This is a genomic window from Variovorax sp. J2L1-78 (assembly GCF_030317205.1).
Taxonomy (GTDB): Bacteria; Pseudomonadota; Gammaproteobacteria; order Burkholderiales; family Burkholderiaceae_C; genus Variovorax; species Variovorax arabinosiphilus.
Map to the genome: position 1 here is coordinate 2,130,804 of NZ_JASZYB010000001.1, position 17,259 is coordinate 2,148,062.

Genomic DNA, 17,259 nt, shown 5'->3' on the forward strand with positions numbered 1-17,259 from the left:
GGGGGAATCACATGAGATAGGCGGGCAGCCACAGCGCGATGGCGGGAAACACCATCAGCACGATGATCGCGAACATGTAGACAGCCATGAAGGGCATGACGCCGGCGAACACATCGGTGATGGGTCCGGGCTGGCGTCGCATGCCCTGCAGCACATAGAGCACCGTGCCGTCGGGCGGGCTGATCATCGCGATCTCCACCAGCATCGTGATCACCACGCCGAACCAGATCGGGTCGTAGCCCAGCGCCGTGACCACCGGGAACAGCAGCGGGATGGTGGTGATCACCATCGACATGCCTTCCATGAAGGTGCCCAGCGCCAGGTAGAAGCCGATGATCACCAGCATGATCACCCAGCCCGGGAACGGCAGCCCCGTGAGGAACTTGGCCAGCATCTGTGGGATGCCCAGCGACGACAGGATGTAGTTCAGGAAGTACGCCCCGAACAGGATCAGCGCGATCATCGAGGTGGTGCGCGCGGTGGCCTTCATCGACTCGGCCAGCATCTTCCACTTGAGCTTGCGGTCCACCAGCGCCAGCACCAGGCTGCCCGCCACGCCGAGCGCGGCCGACTCGGTGGGCGTGGCCCAGCCGGCGTAGATGGTGCCCAGCACCAGCGTGATCAGCAGCGCCGTGGGCACCAGGTCCGACAGGCTGGCGATGCGGTGCTGCCAGGTGATGGCCTTGGACGCCTCGTCGCCGTGCAGCTTGAGCTTGTAGCTGTAGTACAGGATGACGGCCGTGAACAGCAGCACCACCAGGATGCTGGGCCCCACCGCCGCCAGGTACAGCGCGCCCACCGAGGTCTCGGTGATCAGGCCATAGATGATGAAGGTGATGCCGGGCGGGATCAGGTTGCCCAGCGCGCCGCCGGCGGCCAGCGAGCCCAGCACCAGCTTGGGCGGGTAGTGGCTCTTCTCGAAGTACGGCAGCGCGACCGAGCCCATGGTGGCGGCGGTCGCCACGCTGGAGCCGGCCACGGCCGAGAACACGCCGCAGGAGATGATGTTGGTGTGCAGCAGGCCGCCGGGCAGGCGGCCCATCCAGATGTTGAGCGCACGGTAGAGGCGCTCCGACAGGCCGGCGCGCAGCATGACCTCCCCCATCAGCAGGAAGAGCGGCACCGAGACCAGCACGAAGTTGGTCGACGGGCTCCAGATCATCTCGCCGATGAAGTTCCAGAAGGGGCGGTCCGACAGCGCATAGCCGGCCAGCAGCGACAGCACCGCGAGCGCGGCGCCCACGTAGATGCCGCCGGCGAAGAAGCCGACGAAGGCCACCAGCACCGAGGCCAGCGCCCACCAGGGCACGCCGGAGGTGGCGATGGCTGCCGCATGGTCGTGCATGCCGAACAGCGAGGCGCCGCCGATCAAGAGGCCGATCGCGACGATGAAGACGATGGCGATCATCGCGAAGCTCCGGTGGCCGTGGTAGCGGCAGTGGTGGCAGGTTGTTGCATGCCTTGCTGCGCTTCGGCCACGGCCTCGAGCGTCTCGGCGGCTTCGTCGACGTAGGTGCGTGCCATCAGCATGCGGTCCATGCCGTCGGCGTCACCGGCGGCCAGCTGGCGCACGGCGCGTGCACCGAGGGCCACGCAGGCCAGCAGCATCAGTACCAGGCCGGCGGCCCACAGGCCCTGCGGGATGGCCAGCGGCGTGTGCAGTGCCGACAGGTCGGTGGCGCCGAAGTCCCACGAGTCCTTGGTCAGGGAGAAGGCACCCCAGGCGAAGAAGCCGGTGGCCACCAGCAGGGCGAGCAGCGAGGCCAGGTGCAGCCAGACGCGCACCTTCAGCGGCATCTTCTGCACGAGCACGTCGATGCGCACATGGCCGCGCTCGAACAGCGTGCCCGCCAGCCCCCAGCTCATGCCGATGGCCATCAGGTAGCCGGTGACTTCGGTCGTCGCCTCGGTCGAGAAGCCCAGTAGGCGCCGCGCCGCGATGTCGAAGCAGATCAGCAGGGTGATCACCAGGTAGCACCAGCCGGCGATGGTCATCGCCTTGGCGCTCACCCATTCGAGCGCACGGAACATCACTTGGCCACGTACTTGATGCCGGTGATCGGGGCGATCACTTCGGTGTAGGTCGTCGCGCAGCGGTCGCCGCAGCGCTTGATCCAGCCCGGCAGCACTTCATCGGCCAGGTGCTTCCGCAGCGACGCGGTCACGCCGGCTTCGGGCTTGGCTTCGATCATCGGCTTCTTCATCAGCGTGTGCAGCTTGCAGCCATCCGCGCGGCCGACGTTGCAGGCGATGCCGTCGTTGGTGGCTTCGACGCCGAGCTTCCACTGGGCTTCCTGCACTTCGCTCATCGTCTTCTCGAACTGGCCGCGCACGGCCGGGTCGAGCTTGTTCCACCAGGCCAGGTTCACGAAGTAACCCGAGGTCGACCACGACAGCGGCAGCGTGTACAGGTGGGTCGTGACTTCCGGCCACTTCACGCCGTTGCCCGAGCCGGCGCCGGTGATGCCGCAGTCGACCGTGCCGCGCTCCAGCGCGGTATAGACCTCGCCGAAGGCCAGCGACACCGGCTGGCCGCCGAGCGACTTGATCAGGTCCGACGCGGACGGGCCGTTGGTGCGCACCTTCAGCCCCTTGAGGTCGGCCAGGCTTGCCACCGGCTTGCGGCAGAACAGCATCTGGCCCGAGAACGGGTAGGTCGCGACCAGCTTGATGCCCAGGCGCTCCAGGTCCTTGTTGGCGACCGGCACCATGGCGTCGGCCACCTTGCGGGCCTGGGCGATGTCGGCGTTCATGCCCGCGAGGTCGACGCCGTCGAGCATGGGCACGTCGCCCGACACGGTGGTCAACGGCGCGGCGGCGATGTCGACCTGGCCGGAGCGCACCAGGCGCAGCACTTCGGGGCCGTTCACGTTGCGTTCGGGCCAGGACGACAGCGTGACCTCGACGCGGCCGTTGGTGGCCTTGGCGATGCCGTCGCGCAGCAGCGGCTGGTCGACCTTGGTGTACTGCGGCAGGTTGGGCGCGACCTGCGTAATGGCCTGCACGGCGATCTTGGGACCGGCCGGCACTTGCGCGACGGCGGTTCCGGCGAGCAGCATGGCCGCCACGGCGACGGATGCGAGGGAAGACAACGAAGGCTTCATCGAGAACTCCTGGAGAAGGTGGAAAAACAGCGACTAGAAACTGGCGATGCGGTGGTTGAGCCAATCCGTCACCAGCATGCAACCCGGCGCATGGGTGATGCAGAACGACGGCTTGGCCGCCATCACGACGGACTGCGGCGTGACACCGCAGGCCCAGAACACGGGCAGCTCGTCGTCCATCACCGCGACCGGCTCGCCGAAGTCCGGCGCACCCAAGTCGGCGATGCCGATGAGGTCGGGCCGCCCGATGTGCACCGGCGCGCCGTGCACCTGCGGGAAGCGCGAGGTGACCTGCACGGCGCGGATGGCGTCGGCCGCCTTCATCGGGCGCATGGACACCACCAGCGGGCCCTGGAAGATGCCGGCGGGCACGGTCGGCAGGTTGGTGCGGTACATCGCCACGTTGCGACCCTCGGCCACGTGCCGCAGCGGCACGCCGGCTTCGAGCAGCGCCTCTTCGAACGAGAAGGAGCAGCCGATGACGAAGCTCACCAGGTCGTCGCGCCAGAGCGTGCCGATGTCCTCCACCTCGTCGACCAGCACGCCGTCGCGCCAGACGCGGTAGAGCGGCAGGTCGCTGCGGATGTCGATGTCGTCGCCGAGCGTCGGCAAGGCCGGGTCGCCCGGCTCCGACACCGCCAGCAACGGGCAGGGCTTGGGGTTGCGCTGGCAGAAGCGCAGGAAGTCGTCGGCCTGCGCCTTCGGCAGGATCGCGAGGTTGCCCTGCACGTGGCCCGGTGCCATGCCGGCCGTGTGACCACCGTAGCGCCCGCTGCGCATCAGCAGCCGCGCATCGCGGCCGGTGGGCGCCAGGGCGGCGAGGGAGGAGGTCGAGGCGCTCATTCGTAGTACTGGATCTCGAACATCACGCAGCCGGTGCGCGAGACGAAGGGGCCGTGCACGGCGCCCGGCGGGCGGCAGGCGAAGGTGTAGGGGCCGAAGGCTTCGCCGCCCTCGCCTTCGGCGTCGCAGCCGACCACCAGCTCGCCTTCGACGATGAAGACCTCTTCGTGGAAGTCGTGGACCACCGGCCGGTCGATCAGCGCGCCGGCCGACCAGCGGGCCAGCCGCGTGCGCGAGCCGGTGCCGGCCGCGGTGTCGAGGTTGTCGGCCAGGATGATCTCGTCGATGCGGCCGGCCGAGCAGGCCACGGGCGACCAGTCGGTGGACGCGTCGGCAGGACGGATCGCGAAGAACTCGCGATGTCTTTTGGCGGTCATGGATCTGTGCATGGCGCGCAGTGTTGTCGCGCGCCCTCACAGGGTCAAACGGGAAATTCTTTCGGCGACCGATAGCGTTTCGTGATGCACAGCCCTGGCGCACCCGGCCGCCCCAGCATCGGGCGTGCTGTGGGCCGGATCAGGGCGCGAGCACGTCGTCGCGGCAGGTCGCGATGAACTGCTCGCAAGCGGCCTGCGCCATGGTGATGAGCGCTTCGGCCAGGGGCGACGCGGGTTCCAGCCGCATGCTGGCCACCAGCGGCAGCGCGATCGGCACGGGGTCGACGTCGAGCACCACCAGCTTGCCCTGGCGCAGGTCCTGCTGGATCACCGCCAGCGGCAGCAGCGCCGTGCCGAAGCCGGTGCGCGCCAGGTCGATCATGGCGCCGAGCGACGAGAAGTAGCTCACCCGCAGGTTGGCGCAGCCGCCGGCGTTCTGCGCGATGTTGCGGTACACGCTCGACTCGCGGTTGAAGGAGATGATGGGCTGCTCCGCGATGTCGGCGAAGGACAGCAGGCTGCGCGACGGGAACTTGAGCGCCAGCGACGGGCTGGTGGCCCAGCGCATCGCGAGGTTGGCGATGCGGCGGTTGTCGATGAAGCCGGGCGTGATCTCCTCTGACAGGATCGCGCAGTCGAGGGTGCCCCGCAGCAGATCGTCGCGCAGGCGCGGCGTGATGTCCGAGACCAGTTCCAGCGTGGCGTTGGGGTACTTCTCGGCGAAACGCGAGAAAAGGTCGGGCAGCCAGGTGTGGGCCACCGTTTCGATCACGCCGATGCGCAGCATGCCGGAGAAGGCGTCGGTCTGGCCCATCGCGGCGACCATGCGCGCCTGCAGTTCGAGCATGCGCTCGGCGTAGGGCAGCAGTTCGGTGCCATGGTAGGTGAGCAGCACGCCGCGGTGTTCGCGGTCGAACAGGCGCACGCCGAACTGTTCTTCCAGCGTCGCGATGCGGCTGGAGATGCCGGCCTGGGTGGTGTGCATCTTTTCGGCGGCCGCCTTGAAGCTGCCGAGCTTGGCAACCCAGACGAAGGCCTCGAGAAAACGCACGTTCATGTGCGGAGTCTACGGGCAGTGCCGGCCCCGCCGGCCGCGACTCACTCGCCGCGCGTGGCGGGGCGGGCCCGAACGTCGGTCACTTCGCCGACGTCGCCCAGGGCGACCGGGCTGCGCGCCGATTCACCTCGTGCACGGGCGCTGACCACGTCGGCCGCGGTCGGCTCGGCGGGCTGCTGCGCCGCGCGGAAGCGGTCGAAGCCGCTGCGCGGGTCGAAGCGCATGACCCATGGCGTGACCGGCCGGCCGGTGAGACGCGCCCAGCCGTAGCGCAGGCCCCAGACGGCCGCCAGCAGCAGCACGGCGACGGCCAGGCTGGCCGCGAAGACCAGCCCCAGGCAGAAGAGGATGAAGCGGAGGATGAAATTCATCATCGGCATTAGGCCAGCGCCTGCGCCGATGGTTCCCCGCCCTTCGTGAACGAGAACTGCCCGGGCGAGCGGATCGGGTCGGTTTCGACCCGGATCGTGTCCTTCGGCCCGAAGCTGCCGTCCAGCAACAACTTGCTCAGCGGGTTCTCGATGCGCTGCTGGATCGCCCGCTTGAGCGGCCGCGCACCGAACACCGGATCGAAGCCGACCTTGGCCACTTCCGCCAGTGCCGCCGGGGACACGTCGAGGTACAGGTCCATCTTCGCGAGCCGTGCCTGCAGCACCTTGAGCTGGATCGCCGCGATCGATTCGATGTTCTTCGCGTCGAGCGCATGGAACACGACCGTCTCGTCGATGCGGTTCAGGAACTCGGGCCGGAAGTAGTTCTTCAGCTCGTCCCAGACCGCTTCCTTGATCTCTTCGCCCGGCTTGCCCACCATTGCCTGGATGATCGGCGAGCCGATGTTGCTGGTCATGACAATCACCGTGTTCTTGAAGTCCACGGTACGGCCCTGGCCGTCGGTCAGGCGGCCATCGTCGAGCACCTGCAGCAGCACGTTGAACACGTCCGGATGCGCCTTCTCGACCTCGTCGAGCAGCACCACGCTGTAGGGCTTGCGGCGCACGGCTTCCGTCAGGTAGCCGCCCTCTTCGTAGCCCACGTAACCGGGCGGTGCGCCGATGAGGCGCGCGACCGAGTGCTTCTCCATGAACTCGCTCATGTCGATGCGGATCAGGTGGTCTTCGCTGTCGAACAGGAAGCCCGCGAGCGCCTTGCACAGCTCGGTCTTGCCCACGCCCGTCGGGCCGAGGAACAGGAAGGAGCCGGTCGGACGGTTGGGGTCACTCAAACCCGAACGCGAGCGGCGGATCGCGTTCGCGACCGCACCGATGGCCTCGTCCTGGCCCACCACGCGCTCGTGCAGCTTGTCTTCCATCACCAGCAGCTTGTCGCGCTCGCCCTGCATCAGCTTGGCGACCGGGATGCCGGTGGCGCGCGCCACGACCTCGGCGATCTCTTCGGCACCGACCTGCGTGCGCAGCAGCGTCGGCTTGTTCGAGCCGCCCTTGCTGGCTTCGCTGGCTTCGGCTTCCTTCAGGCGCTTCTCGAGCGCCGGCAATTGGCCGTACTGCAGCTCGGCGAGCTTGTTGAAGTCGCCCTTGCGCTCCCAGTCCTTGATCTCGATCTTGAGCTTTTCCACCTCCTCGCGGATGTGCGCGCTGCCCTGGGCCTGCGCCTTCTCGGCCTGCCAGATCTCGTCGTAGTCGGCGATCTCCTTCTGCAGCTTGACGATCTCGTCCTCGATGAGAGCGAAGCGCTTCTGCGACGACTCGTCCTTCTCGCGGCGCACGGCCTCGCGCTCGATCTGCAGCTGGATCAAGCGGCGGTCGAGCCGGTCCATCACCTCGGGTTTGGAGTCCATCTCGATCTTGATCTTGGCCGCGGCCTCGTCGATCAGGTCGATGGCCTTGTCCGGCAGGAACCGGTCGGTGATGTAGCGGTCGGAGAGCTCGGCCGCGGCCACGATGGCCGGGTCGGTGATCTGCACGCCGTGGTGGACTTCGTACTTCTCCTGCAGGCCGCGCAGGATGGCGATGGTCGCCTCCACGGTGGGCTCACCCACGAGGATCTTCTGGAAGCGACGCTCGAGCGCGGCATCCTTCTCGATGTACTTGCGGTATTCGTCGAGCGTGGTCGCGCCGACGCAATGCAGCTCTCCGCGCGCGAGGGCCGGCTTGAGCATGTTGCCCGCGTCCATCGCACCCTCGGCCTTGCCGGCACCGACCATGGTGTGCAGCTCGTCGATGAAGACGATGGTCTGGCCTTCGTCCTTCGCCAGCTCGTTGAGCACCGTCTTCAGGCGCTCCTCGAACTCGCCGCGGAACTTGGCGCCGGCCAGCAGCGCCGCCATGTCGAGCGACAGCACGCGCTTGCCCTTGAGCGAATCGGGCACCTCGCCCGCGACGATGCGCTGCGCCAGGCCTTCGACGATGGCGGTCTTGCCCACGCCGGGTTCACCGATGAGCACGGGGTTGTTCTTGGTGCGGCGCTGCAGCACCTGGATCGCGCGGCGGATTTCCTCGTCGCGGCCGATCACCGGGTCGAGCTTGCCCAGGCGCGCGCGCTCGGTCAGGTCCATGCAGTATTTCTTGAGCGCCTCGCGCTGGCCTTCGGCATCGGCGCTGTTCACGCCCTGCCCGCCGCGCACTGCGTCGATCGCCGCTTCGAGCGACTTGCGCGTCATGCCGTTGGCGCGCGCGAGGTTGCCGACGTCGGCCTTGGAATCAGCCACGGCCAAGAGGTACAGCTCGCCCGCGATGAACTGGTCGTTGCGCTTGATGGCTTCCTTCTCGGTCGCCTGCAGCAGCTTGTTGAGCTCGTTGCCGACCTGCACGGCCTCGCCGCCCTGCACCTGCGGCAGCTTCTTGATGGCGGCCTCGGCCGCCTGCGTGAGGCCCGGCACATTCACGCCGGCACGCTCCAGCAGCGCGCGCGGGCCCTCGTCCTGCCGCAGCATGGCGGCCAGCAGGTGGACCGGCTCGATGTAGGCGTTGTCGTTGCCCAGCGCGAGCGATTGCGCATCGCCCAGGGCTTCCTGGAACTTGGTGGTGAGTTTGTCTTGGCGCATGGTGTGATTTCCTTGCCTTCAAAATAGGAGCGTTCGCGCACCGTTCAAGAGCACGGACAAAATCAGGCACGGCTATTGCACCGCCGCATGCCTATCTCACTGCTCATTTCACTGGATTGGAGTCGATCATGGTTTTTTCAACGCAGCGTGTTCAACCGGTACGCCGGACGCTGGCGCTCGGCCTTGTTGTAGCGGCCCTGGGCATCTCTGGCCTTGCGCAAGCGCAAGGCAGCACGCCGATCCGGCTGCTGGTGGGTTTCCCGGCCGGTGCCGGCAGCGACGCCATTGCACGCGCCCTCGGCGAAAAGCTCAAGGACGAGCTGGGCGCCCCGGTGGTGGTCGAGAACCGCGCCGGGGCCGGCGGCCAGATCGCGGCCCAGGCGTTGAAGGCCGCGCCGGCCGACGGCCACACGCTGTTCCTGACGCACGACCACAGCATCTCCATCCTGCCGCAGGTGGTCAAGAACCCCGGCTTCAACCCGGCGACCGACTTCGTGCCGGTGGCGGGCTTCGCCACCTTCGCCAATGTGCTGGCCGTCTCCGGCGGCACGCCCGCCAAGACCATGGACGAGTACGTGAAGTGGGTACAGACCAAGCGCGGTGGCAAGGAAACCATCGGCGTGCCGGCCCCCGGCTCCATCCCCGAATTCCTGGTCAAGCTGATCGGCGAGAAGTACAAGCTCGACCTGCAGGCCGCCCCCTACCGCGGAAGCGCCCCGATGACGGCCGACATGCTGGGCAACCAGATCACGGCCGGCATCGCCTCGGTGCCCGACTTCATCGAGAACCACAAGGCCGGCAAGGTGCACATCGTGGCCGTCATCGGCGCCAAGCGTCAGCCGCTGCTGCCGCAGGTCCCGACCTTCACCGAACTGGGCTTCGCGAACCTGGACGACTACCCCTACTACGGCCTGTTCGCGCCGGTGGGCACGCCCCAACCGATGATCGACAAGTTCGGCACGGCGCTGCAAAAGGTGCTGGCCATGCCCGACGTGAAGAAGAAGCTGACCGACATGGGCCTGAACGTCGCGTACGAATCGCAAGGCCAGTTCGCAGGCCGCGTGCGCACCTACACCAGCGCCTGGGAGAAGATCATCCAGGCCAGCGGCTTCAAACCCCAGTAGACGCTTCAGGCGTTCGGGGCATCGATGCCCCAGCGCGCCAGGGCCGCGTCGTCCGCGACGCGTGCATCGACCCAACGGGCGCCTTCGGGCGTCCGTTCCTTTTTCCAGAACGGCGCCTGCGTCTTGAGGTAGTCCATCAGGAACTCGCACGCCTGGAAGCTCTGGCCGCGGTGTGCCGAGACCACGGCGACCATCATGATCTGGTCGAGCGGCTGCAGCAGGCCCACGCGGTGCACCACGCGTGCGCCGAGGATGTCGAAGCGGCGATGCGCCTCGTCGATCATGGCCTCGATGGCCTTCTCGGTCATGCCGGGGTAGTGCTCCAGCTCCATCGAGGCGACGGTGCTGCCGTCGTTGCGGTCTCTGACCGTTCCGACAAAGCTGCAGACCGCGCCCACGCGTTTGTCGTCGGCATGCAACGCGGCGACCTCCTGTCCCAGATCGAAATCAGCTGTCTGGATCGAAACGCGTGCATCGCTCATGCCGGGATTGTGGCACCGCGTTAGACTTCGGCAATGCCTTGCCACGCCACGCTCTTCGCAGTGCTTTCGCGCTTCGAAAGCAGCCGCGCGCGCCAAAGCAGCAAAGCCAAAAAACCAAAGCTCGTCTGACCGGAGCTGTGGTTCCGTCGTCGGATGAGCGACGGAACCTGCAAAGGCTTTGGCCCCTATTTGGGTTGCGCGCGCATCGAACGACGGTTCTTTTCCATCGGTCGATTCCTCGAAGGAAGCTCGCGTGCCGCAATCGTCCAACCCCTCCGCCCATCCCGATTTCTCGGGCCTCTGGATTCCTCTTGTCACGCCGTTTCGCAGCGGCGCCGTCGACCATGCCGCGCTGTCGGCGCTGACACGCCGGCTTGCCGATGACGGCGTGGCCGGCTTCGTGGTCTGCGCCTCGACGGGCGAGGCCGCCGCACTCGATGACGCGGAACAGTTGGCCGCGCTCGACACGGTGCAAGCTGCCGCCGCTGGGCGGCCGATCATCATGGGCCTGTCGGGGTACCACCTGGGCAAGACGACGGCCTGGGTACGGCGGCTCGCCGAACGGCCGCTCGCGGGGCTGCAGGTGCCCGCGCCCCACTACATCCGGCCATCGCAAGCCGGCCTGCTCGAATGGTTCCGTGCCATTGCCGACGCCAGCGCCGTGCCGGTGCTGGTCTATGACATTCCCTACCGCACCGGCACGACCATTGCGCGCGAAACACTGCTGACTCTCGCCGAGCACCCGCGCATCCGCGCTATCAAGGACTGCGGCGGCGACATGGCCAAGACGCGCGCCGTGATTGCGGACGGCAGGCTTCAGGTGCTGTCCGGCGAAGACCACCAGATCTTCAGCACGGTGGCCGAAGGAGGCGTGGGCGCCATTGCCGCGAGCGGCCACGTACAGACGCGGCGCTTTGTGCAGGTGCTGCGGCTGCTGGCCGACAACCGGCTTGCGGAGGCGCGCGCCGAATGGCAACCGCTGCAGCCGTTGATCGAGATGCTGTTTGCCGAACCGAACCCGGCGCCGCTCAAAGCGCTGCTGGCGTACGATGGATCGATGAGCGATGCGTTGCGTTCGCCGATGACCCGCGCATCCGATGCGTTGCGCGACCGGCTGGTCGAACTGAACGCCCGGCTCAGCCGCCCGTAACGGGCGGAAAGAAGGCGACTTCGGCGCCGTCGCGCAGCGGCGCCGATTCGGGCCGCATGACCTGGTCGAGCGCCATGCGCACCGCCTTGCCGCGCGCCAGCGCAGCGGCATGCGGGCCGCCGCGGGCGATGAGTTCGTCGCGCAGGTCGGCCAGGGTGGCAGCCCGTGTTTCGACGGACTCGCCGCTGCCCAGGGCTTCGCGCACGGAGGCGAAGTAACGGATGTCGATCTTCATCACATCAAGCCAGCAGGGAGGCGAAGGGAATGAACTGCACGGTATCGCCGTTCTTGAAGGACTGCCCTGCCGGGGTGTCGATCACGCCGTCGCCCCAGACGGCCGAGGTGAGCACGCCGGAACTCTGGTTGGGGAACAGATCGAGCCCGCCCGCGGCGTTGCGGCGCGCACGCAGGAACTCGCGGCGGCGATCGGCGCGCGGCCAGTCGAAGTCGGCGCGCATGGCGACCGGTTCCGGCGCCACCCGCGTCGCGCCCTGCAGCGTGAGCAGGAAGGGGCGCACCAGGAGCAGGAAGGTGAGAAAGCTCGACACCGGATTGCCCGGCAGCCCGGTCACGTGCGCGTTGCCGATGCGGCCGTAGGCAAAGGGTTTGCCGGGCTTCATCGACAGCGACCACAGCTGGAGTTCGCCCAGCGCCTCGACGGCCGCCTTGATGTGGTCTTCCTCGCCGACCGACACGCCGCCGGTGGTGACGATCAGGTCGTTGTGCTCGGCCGCGCTACGCAGTGCGTCGATGGTGGCGTCGCGCCGGTCGGGCACGATGCCCAGGTCGCTCACGTCGCAGCCCAGGCGCGTGAGCAAGGCGCGCATGAAGAAGCGGTTGGAGTTGTAGATGGCGCCGGGCTTCATGGCCTCGGGCGTGACCTCGCCGGGCATGACCAGCTCGTCGCCGGTCGACAGCAGCACCACGCGCGGCCGGCGCGCGACCTGCAGGCGGTCGAAGCCGACGCTGGCGGCCAGCCCCAGCGCCGCAGGCGTCAGACGCTCGCCGCGCGCCAGCACGACATCGCCGGCGGCCACGTCCTCGCCGGCACGGCGGATCCACTGGCCGGCGGCCGGCACGGTGTCGATGCGCACGCGGCCGAGCGAGCCTTCTTCGGGCAGCGCGCCGGTGTCTTCCTGCATGACCACCGCGTCGGCGCCTTCGGGAATCTGCGCGCCGGTGAAGATGCGCGCCGCGGTGCCGGCCGCCAGCGGCGTGCCGACGCTGCCCGCGGGAATGCGCTGCGCGACCGTGAGCACCGCCCCGGCCGTGGCGCAATCGGCCGCCCGCACGGCGTAGCCGTCCATCGAGCTGTTGTCGCGCGGCGGCACCGTGAGCCCGGACACCACGTCCTGCGCCAGCACCCGTCCGTCGGCCTCGAAGGTCGACACGCTTTCGGTGTCCAGCCGCGGCGTCGCCTTGGCCAGCAGGCTCGCCAGGGCCTCGTCCAGCGGCATCAACGGGGGGCGTTCAGAGGGTCGGGACATGGTCGTCGGCTCGGTAGACGAATCGATGGGCATTGTCGAGCAGCCATTGCCCGAGCGCATCGACATCATTGATATCGAACACCGGGATCAGGGTCGGCCGCGGCAGGTCGTTCGGGGTGTCGGTGGCCAGCGCGACGATGAAGGGGTCGTCGCCGTACTGCGCGGGACGGGGCGGCTCGCCGGGCGCCGGCTCGCGCCAGATCTCGACCTTGTGCAGGTCGCTGTGCTTGAAGCCTTCGACCAGCACCCAGTCGACGCCGTCGTAGAGCTCGGCAATCAGGTGGTGCACCGACAGCTGGGTCGGCTGCTCGAACTCGCGCATCAGCGCCAGCCGCTTGTCGGACGCCACGACCACCTCGAAGGCACCGGCCTCCCGGTGGCGGTAGGTGTCCTTGCCGGGATGGTCGATGTCGAACTTGTGGTGCGCGTGCTTGACCACCGACACGCGCTGGCCCTGCAGGCGGAGCACGGGGATCAATCGTTCGACCAGCGTGGTCTTGCCTGCGCCGGAGTAGCCGGCAAAGCCGATGACGTTCATGCGGTGGTCGGCGCGGTCATTCGTCGCAGTGCTGCGCGATGTAGGCCTTGACGGCTTCCGCGTCAGCCGGGAGCTTGACGACGCGCTTGGGCAGCGCCTCGATGCCCTCGAAACGGGCGGGCCGGTCGGGCTCGTGGCCCAGTGCCTCGACGATGGTCGCCGCGAACTTGATCGGCAGCGCGGTTTCGAGCACGACCATCGGCACGCCGGGCACGATGTGCTCGCGCGCCGCCTTCAGGCCGTCGGCCGTGTGCGTGTCGATGAGCACGGCGAAGCGCTTGTCGGTGTCGCGGATGGTGGCCAGGCGGTCGGCGTGCGTGCTGCGGCTGCTGACGAAGCCAAAGCGCGCCGCGGCCTGGGTGAAGACGGGGTCGGCACTGAGGTCGAAGCGGCCGCTGCGGCCGAGCTCGTCCTGGAACAGCGCGCGGGTTCGAACGCCGTCGCGGCCGAGCAGGTCGAACACGAAACGCTCGAAGTTGCTGGCCTTGCTGATGTCCATCGACGGGCTCGAGGTCTCGTGCGTGTCGGCCGCGGCGCGCACCCGGTAGACGCCGGTGCGGAAGAACTCGTCGAGCACGTCGTTCTCGTTGGTGGCGACCACCAGCGTGCGGATCGGCAGCCCCATCATGCGCGCGACGTGGCCGGCGCAGACGTTGCCGAAGTTGCCGGACGGCACGGTGAAGCTGACCTGCTCCGGCGTCGCCTGGACGCGACCAGAGGTCGCTTGAAAATACCCGGCGAAGTAGTAGACGACCTGCGCCAGCAGCCGCGCCCAGTTGATCGAGTTGACGGTGCCGACGCGGTACTTGCGCTTGAAGCCGAGGTCGTTCGACACGGCCTTCACGATGTCCTGGCAATCGTCGAACACGCCGGCGATCGCGATGTTGTGGATGTTCGCGTCCTGCAGGCTGAACATTTGCGCCTGCTGGAAGGGGCTCATGCGCCCGTCCGGCGAGGTCATGAAGACGCGCACGCCCTTCTTGCCGCGCATGGCGTATTCCGCCGCGCTGCCGGTGTCGCCGCTGGTCGCGCCGAGGATGTTGAGTTCTTCGCCGCGGCGGCCCAGTTCGTACTCGAACAGGTTGCCCAGCAGCTGCATTGCCATGTCCTTGAAGGCCAGCGTCGGGCCGTTCGACAGGCCCTCGAGGTACACGCCGTCTTCCAGCTCACGCAAGGGCACGATCTCGTCGCTGCCGAAGACCTCGGCCGTGTACGTCTTCGCGCACAGCGCCTTCAGGTCGTCGGCCGGAATGTCGTCGATGTAGAGCGAGAGGATCTCGAAGGCCAGCTCGGCGTAGGGCAGCGGGCGCCACTTGGCGAGCATGGCGGCATCGACCTGCGGGTAGTGTTCGGGCAGGTACAGGCCGCCATCGGGCGCCAGGCCCTCGAGCAGGATGTCGCAGAAACGGCGGCGGTCGGGGTGGCCGCGGGTGGACAGGTAGCGCATCAGGACAGCTCTTCCTTGCGGATGCGCACGATTGGCGCCAGCACCGTCGGCAGCGCCTGGAGCTGCACCATCGCGTCGTCGAGCGTGCCTTCGCGCGTGTCGTGCGTGAGGATGATGAGGTCGGTCTGCGTGGAGCCCTCACCGCCGATTTCGTCGGCTTCGCGCTGCAGCACGGCGTCGATGCTGATGCCGGCGTCGGCCAGCAGGCCGGTGACCTTGGCCAGCACGCCGGCCTCGTCCGCCACGCGCAGGCGCAGGTAGTAGCTGGTGACCACCTCGCACATCGGCACGACCTTCAGGTCGTCGCTCATCGCGTTCGGGTGAAAGGCCAGGTGCGGCACGCGGTGGGCCGCGTCGGCCGTGTGCAGGCGCGTGATGTCGACCAGGTCGGCGATGACGGCGCTGGCGGTCGGCTCGCTGCCGGCGCCCTTGCCGTAGTACAGCGTGGTGCCCACGGCGTCGCCGTGCACCACCACCGCGTTCATCGCGCCTTCGACGTTGGCGAGCAGGCGCTTGGCCGGCACCAGGGACGGATGCACGCGCAGCTCGATGCCGCCCTTCGCACGCTTCGTGATACCCAACAGCTTGATCCGGTAGCCGAGCTGTTCGGCGTACTTGATGTCCTGCGCCGCGAGCTTCGTGATGCCCTCGACATGCGCCTTGTCGAACTGCACCGGAATGCCGAAGGCGATGGCACTCATCAGCGTGACCTTGTGGGCCGCGTCGACGCCTTCGATGTCGAAGGTCGGGTCGGCCTCGGCGTAGCCCAGGCGCTGCGCTTCCTTCAGCACGGTCGCGAAATCCAGGCCCTTGTCGCGCATTTCGGACAGGATGAAGTTCGTCGTGCCGTTGATGATGCCGGCGATCCACTGGATGCTGTTGGCGGTCAGGCCTTCGCGCAGCGCCTTGATGATCGGGATGCCGCCGGCCACGGCCGCCTCGAACGCGACCATCACGCCCTTTTGCTGGGCCGCGGCGAAGATCTCGGTGCCATGCACCGCGAGCAGCGCCTTGTTGGCCGTGACCACGTGCTTGCCGGCCGCGATGGCCTGGAGCACCAGTTGCTTGGCGATGCCGTAGCCGCCGATGAGCTCGATCACGATGTCGATGTCGGGGTTGGCGATGACGGCGCGCGCATCGGCCACCACCTGCACGCCGTCGCCGACCGCGGCCTTCGCACGGGCGGTGTCGAGGTCCGCGACCATCGTGATCTCGATGCCGCGTCCGGCGCGGCGCTTGATCTCTTCCTGGTTGCGGCGCAGGACGTTGAAGGTGCCGCTGCCGACGGTGCCAATGCCGAGCAGGCCTACTTGGATGGATTTCATTCTTTGGAGAGTAGTTCAGGAAAGCGTCTGCGCCGATTCGGGCGCTGCGTCAGGCGTTGCGGTTGCGGTAGCGCTCGAGGAATTTCGCGATGCGGCCGATGGCTTCGCGCAGGTCGTCCTCATGCGGCAGGAACACGATTCGGAAATGCTGGTTGTCCGGGAAGTTGAAGCCCGAGCCCTGCACCAGCATCACACGCGTCTCGCGCAGCACCTGCATGAAGAATTCGCGGTCGTCCGCGATCGGGTACATCACCGGGTCGAGCCGCGGGAAGATGTAGAGCGCGGCCTGCGGCTTCACGCAGGTCACGCCGGGGATGGCCGTGATGAGCTCGTAGGCCAGGTCGCGCTGGCGGCGCAGCCGGCCGCCCGGCTTCACCAGGTCGTTGATGCTCTGGTAGCCGCCGAGTGCGGTCTGGATCGCCCACTGGCCGGGGACGTTGGAGCCGAGCTTGAGGTTGGCCAGCATGTTCAGCCCCTCGATGTAGTCGGTCGCGTTGCCCTTCGGCCCCGACACGATCATCCAGCCCGCGCGATAGCCGCACGAACGGTAGGCCTTCGACAGCGAGTTGAAGGTGAGCGTGAGCACGTCGGTCGACAGGCTGGCCATGGCCGTGTGCCTGGCGTCTTCGTAGAGCACCTTGTCGTAGACCTCATCGACCAGCAGCACCAGGCTGTGCTCGCGCGCAATGGCAACGATGCCGCGCAGCAGTTCGTCGGGGTACAGCACGCCCGTCGGGTTGTTCGGGTTGATCACGACGATGCCGCGCGTGCGCGGCGTGATCCTGGCGCGGATGTCGGCCAGGCTCGGCAGCCACTGGTTGTCTTCCTCGCAGAGGTAGTGCACCGGCTTGCCGCCGGACAGCGACACCGCGGCGGTCCACAACGGGTAGTCGGGCATCGGCACCAGCAGCTCGTCGCCGTCGTCGAGCAGCGCATTGGTCGCCATCACGATCAGTTCGCTCGCGCCGTTGCCCAGGTAGATGTCGTCGAGCGTGACGCCTTCGACGCCCTGCTGCTGCGTGTAGTGCATCACCGCCTTGCGCGCAGCGAAGATGCCCTTGCTGTCGGAGTAACCCGCCGAATCCGGCAGGTTGCGGATCATGTCCTGCTGAATTTCCTCGGGCGCATCGAAGCCGAACGGCGCCATGTTGCCGATGTTCAGCTTGATGATCTTCTGGCCGTCCTCCTCCATCTGACGGGCGGCGTCGACGATGGGCCCGCGCACGTCGTAGAGCACGTTGGCCAGCTTGGCCGATTTCTTGAGCTGCTTCAAAGTCCCTCCAGGGGGCGCCTACATAGGGGAAAACCTATAATTTGACCACAG

At 67.7% G+C, this 17,259-nt stretch carries 17 protein-coding genes; 2 read left to right on the top strand and 15 right to left on the bottom strand.

What is annotated here, in order from left to right:
- Positions 1-7: 7 nt before the first annotated feature.
- From QTH86_RS10090 to clpB, 8 genes are all read right to left on the bottom strand, one after another.
- Entirely contained in the window at positions 8-1,408 is a 1,401-nt protein-coding gene (locus QTH86_RS10090) for a TRAP transporter large permease (RefSeq protein ID WP_286644820.1), read from the bottom strand.
- Positions 1,405-2,031 (bottom strand): TRAP transporter small permease subunit, encoded by a 627-nt coding sequence (locus QTH86_RS10095; protein WP_286644819.1) that lies wholly within the window; start codon positions 2,029-2,031, stop codon positions 1,405-1,407. Before QTH86_RS10095 ends, QTH86_RS10090 begins: the two co-directional genes overlap by 4 nt.
- A complete protein-coding gene (locus QTH86_RS10100) occupies positions 2,031-3,104 on the bottom strand; it encodes a TRAP transporter substrate-binding protein (RefSeq protein WP_286644818.1) in 1,074 nt (357 codons plus the stop codon). Before QTH86_RS10100 ends, QTH86_RS10095 begins: the two co-directional genes overlap by 1 nt.
- 33 nt (positions 3,105-3,137) lie before the next feature.
- Positions 3,138-3,947 carry a putative hydro-lyase gene (locus tag QTH86_RS10105; RefSeq protein WP_286644817.1) on the bottom strand — a complete coding sequence of 270 codons (810 nt, stop codon included), beginning with the start codon at positions 3,945-3,947 and terminating at the stop codon, positions 3,138-3,140.
- Positions 3,944-4,324, bottom strand: a complete 381-nt coding sequence (locus QTH86_RS10110) for a cupin domain-containing protein (protein ID WP_286644816.1) — start codon at positions 4,322-4,324, stop codon at positions 3,944-3,946. The genes QTH86_RS10105 and QTH86_RS10110 overlap by 4 nt, the downstream gene beginning before the upstream one ends.
- Positions 4,325-4,463: 139 nt before the next feature.
- Positions 4,464-5,381, bottom strand: coding sequence for a LysR family transcriptional regulator (locus QTH86_RS10115; RefSeq protein ID WP_286644815.1), 918 nt, complete (start codon positions 5,379-5,381; stop codon positions 4,464-4,466).
- Between the two features lie 41 nt (positions 5,382-5,422).
- Positions 5,423-5,755, bottom strand: coding sequence for a hypothetical protein (locus tag QTH86_RS10120; RefSeq protein WP_286644814.1), 333 nt, complete (start codon positions 5,753-5,755; stop codon positions 5,423-5,425).
- Between the two features lie 5 nt (positions 5,756-5,760).
- Complete coding sequence (gene clpB, locus QTH86_RS10125; protein ID WP_286644813.1) at positions 5,761-8,382, bottom strand: ATP-dependent chaperone ClpB; 2,622 nt, start codon at positions 8,380-8,382, stop codon at positions 5,761-5,763.
- Between the two features lie 128 nt (positions 8,383-8,510).
- On the opposite strand from clpB, the gene QTH86_RS10130 reads away from it, so the two are divergent.
- On the top strand, positions 8,511-9,506 hold the full coding sequence (locus tag QTH86_RS10130; protein ID WP_286644812.1) for a Bug family tripartite tricarboxylate transporter substrate binding protein: 996 nt from the start codon (positions 8,511-8,513) through the stop codon (positions 9,504-9,506).
- A gap of 5 nt (positions 9,507-9,511) precedes the next feature.
- Here QTH86_RS10130 and QTH86_RS10135 read toward each other — a convergent pair whose 3' ends face one another.
- Positions 9,512-9,988, bottom strand: coding sequence for a molybdenum cofactor biosynthesis protein MoaE (locus tag QTH86_RS10135; RefSeq protein WP_286644811.1), 477 nt, complete (start codon positions 9,986-9,988; stop codon positions 9,512-9,514).
- Between the two features lie 253 nt (positions 9,989-10,241).
- On the opposite strand from QTH86_RS10135, the gene QTH86_RS10140 reads away from it, so the two are divergent.
- Complete coding sequence (locus tag QTH86_RS10140) at positions 10,242-11,138, top strand: 4-hydroxy-tetrahydrodipicolinate synthase family protein (protein WP_286644810.1); 897 nt, start codon at positions 10,242-10,244, stop codon at positions 11,136-11,138.
- On the opposite strand, the gene moaD is transcribed toward QTH86_RS10140, so the two are convergent.
- Genes moaD through QTH86_RS10170 form a run of 6 tightly spaced genes read right to left on the bottom strand, consistent with a single transcriptional unit; the run spans position 11,125 to position 17,208 of the window.
- Positions 11,125-11,373 carry a molybdopterin converting factor subunit 1 gene (gene moaD, locus QTH86_RS10145; protein WP_286644809.1) on the bottom strand — a complete coding sequence of 83 codons (249 nt, stop codon included), beginning with the start codon at positions 11,371-11,373 and terminating at the stop codon, positions 11,125-11,127. The two genes, QTH86_RS10140 and moaD, sit on opposite strands and share 14 nt — an antisense overlap.
- A 4-nt stretch (positions 11,374-11,377) precedes the next feature.
- Positions 11,378-12,625: a molybdopterin molybdotransferase MoeA gene (locus tag QTH86_RS10150; RefSeq protein WP_286644808.1), complete on the bottom strand. Its 1,248-nt coding sequence runs from the start codon at positions 12,623-12,625 to the stop codon at positions 11,378-11,380.
- Positions 12,609-13,163: a molybdopterin-guanine dinucleotide biosynthesis protein B gene (mobB, locus tag QTH86_RS10155; RefSeq protein ID WP_286644807.1), complete on the bottom strand. Its 555-nt coding sequence runs from the start codon at positions 13,161-13,163 to the stop codon at positions 12,609-12,611. The genes QTH86_RS10150 and mobB overlap by 17 nt, the downstream gene beginning before the upstream one ends.
- Before the next feature lie 16 nt (positions 13,164-13,179).
- Entirely contained in the window at positions 13,180-14,610 is a 1,431-nt protein-coding gene (thrC, locus tag QTH86_RS10160; protein ID WP_286644806.1) for a threonine synthase, read from the bottom strand.
- A complete protein-coding gene (locus QTH86_RS10165; protein ID WP_286644805.1) occupies positions 14,610-15,935 on the bottom strand; it encodes a homoserine dehydrogenase in 1,326 nt (441 codons plus the stop codon). Before QTH86_RS10165 ends, thrC begins: the two co-directional genes overlap by 1 nt.
- A 49-nt stretch (positions 15,936-15,984) precedes the next feature.
- On the bottom strand, positions 15,985-17,208 hold the full coding sequence (locus tag QTH86_RS10170; RefSeq protein ID WP_286644804.1) for a pyridoxal phosphate-dependent aminotransferase: 1,224 nt from the start codon (positions 17,206-17,208) through the stop codon (positions 15,985-15,987).
- Positions 17,209-17,259 lie beyond the last annotated feature (51 nt).

What these genes read in the sequence shown, in the direction of transcription:
- moaD (WP_286644809.1), bottom strand. Translation starts at nt 11,373, where the DNA reads ATGAAGATCGACATCCGTTACTTCGCCTCCGTGCGCGAAGCCCTGGGC.
- QTH86_RS10120 (WP_286644814.1), bottom strand. Translation starts at nt 5,755, where the DNA reads ATGATGAATTTCATCCTCCGCTTCATCCTCTTCTGCCTGGGGCTGGTC.
- QTH86_RS10105 (WP_286644817.1), bottom strand. Translation starts at nt 3,947, where the DNA reads ATGAGCGCCTCGACCTCCTCCCTCGCCGCCCTGGCGCCCACCGGCCGC.
- thrC (WP_286644806.1), bottom strand. Translation starts at nt 14,610, where the DNA reads ATGCGCTACCTGTCCACCCGCGGCCACCCCGACCGCCGCCGTTTCTGC.
- QTH86_RS10165 (WP_286644805.1), bottom strand. Translation starts at nt 15,935, where the DNA reads ATGAAATCCATCCAAGTAGGCCTGCTCGGCATTGGCACCGTCGGCAGC.
- QTH86_RS10150 (WP_286644808.1), bottom strand. Translation starts at nt 12,625, where the DNA reads ATGTCCCGACCCTCTGAACGCCCCCCGTTGATGCCGCTGGACGAGGCC.
- mobB (WP_286644807.1), bottom strand. Translation starts at nt 13,163, where the DNA reads ATGAACGTCATCGGCTTTGCCGGCTACTCCGGCGCAGGCAAGACCACG.
- clpB (WP_286644813.1), bottom strand. Translation starts at nt 8,382, where the DNA reads ATGCGCCAAGACAAACTCACCACCAAGTTCCAGGAAGCCCTGGGCGAT.
- QTH86_RS10135 (WP_286644811.1), bottom strand. Translation starts at nt 9,988, where the DNA reads ATGAGCGATGCACGCGTTTCGATCCAGACAGCTGATTTCGATCTGGGA.
- QTH86_RS10110 (WP_286644816.1), bottom strand. Translation starts at nt 4,324, where the DNA reads ATGACCGCCAAAAGACATCGCGAGTTCTTCGCGATCCGTCCTGCCGAC.
- QTH86_RS10130 (WP_286644812.1), top strand. Translation starts at nt 8,511, where the DNA reads ATGGTTTTTTCAACGCAGCGTGTTCAACCGGTACGCCGGACGCTGGCG.
- QTH86_RS10115 (WP_286644815.1), bottom strand. Translation starts at nt 5,381, where the DNA reads ATGAACGTGCGTTTTCTCGAGGCCTTCGTCTGGGTTGCCAAGCTCGGC.
- QTH86_RS10100 (WP_286644818.1), bottom strand. Translation starts at nt 3,104, where the DNA reads ATGAAGCCTTCGTTGTCTTCCCTCGCATCCGTCGCCGTGGCGGCCATG.
- QTH86_RS10090 (WP_286644820.1), bottom strand. Translation starts at nt 1,408, where the DNA reads ATGATCGCCATCGTCTTCATCGTCGCGATCGGCCTCTTGATCGGCGGC.
- QTH86_RS10095 (WP_286644819.1), bottom strand. Translation starts at nt 2,031, where the DNA reads ATGTTCCGTGCGCTCGAATGGGTGAGCGCCAAGGCGATGACCATCGCC.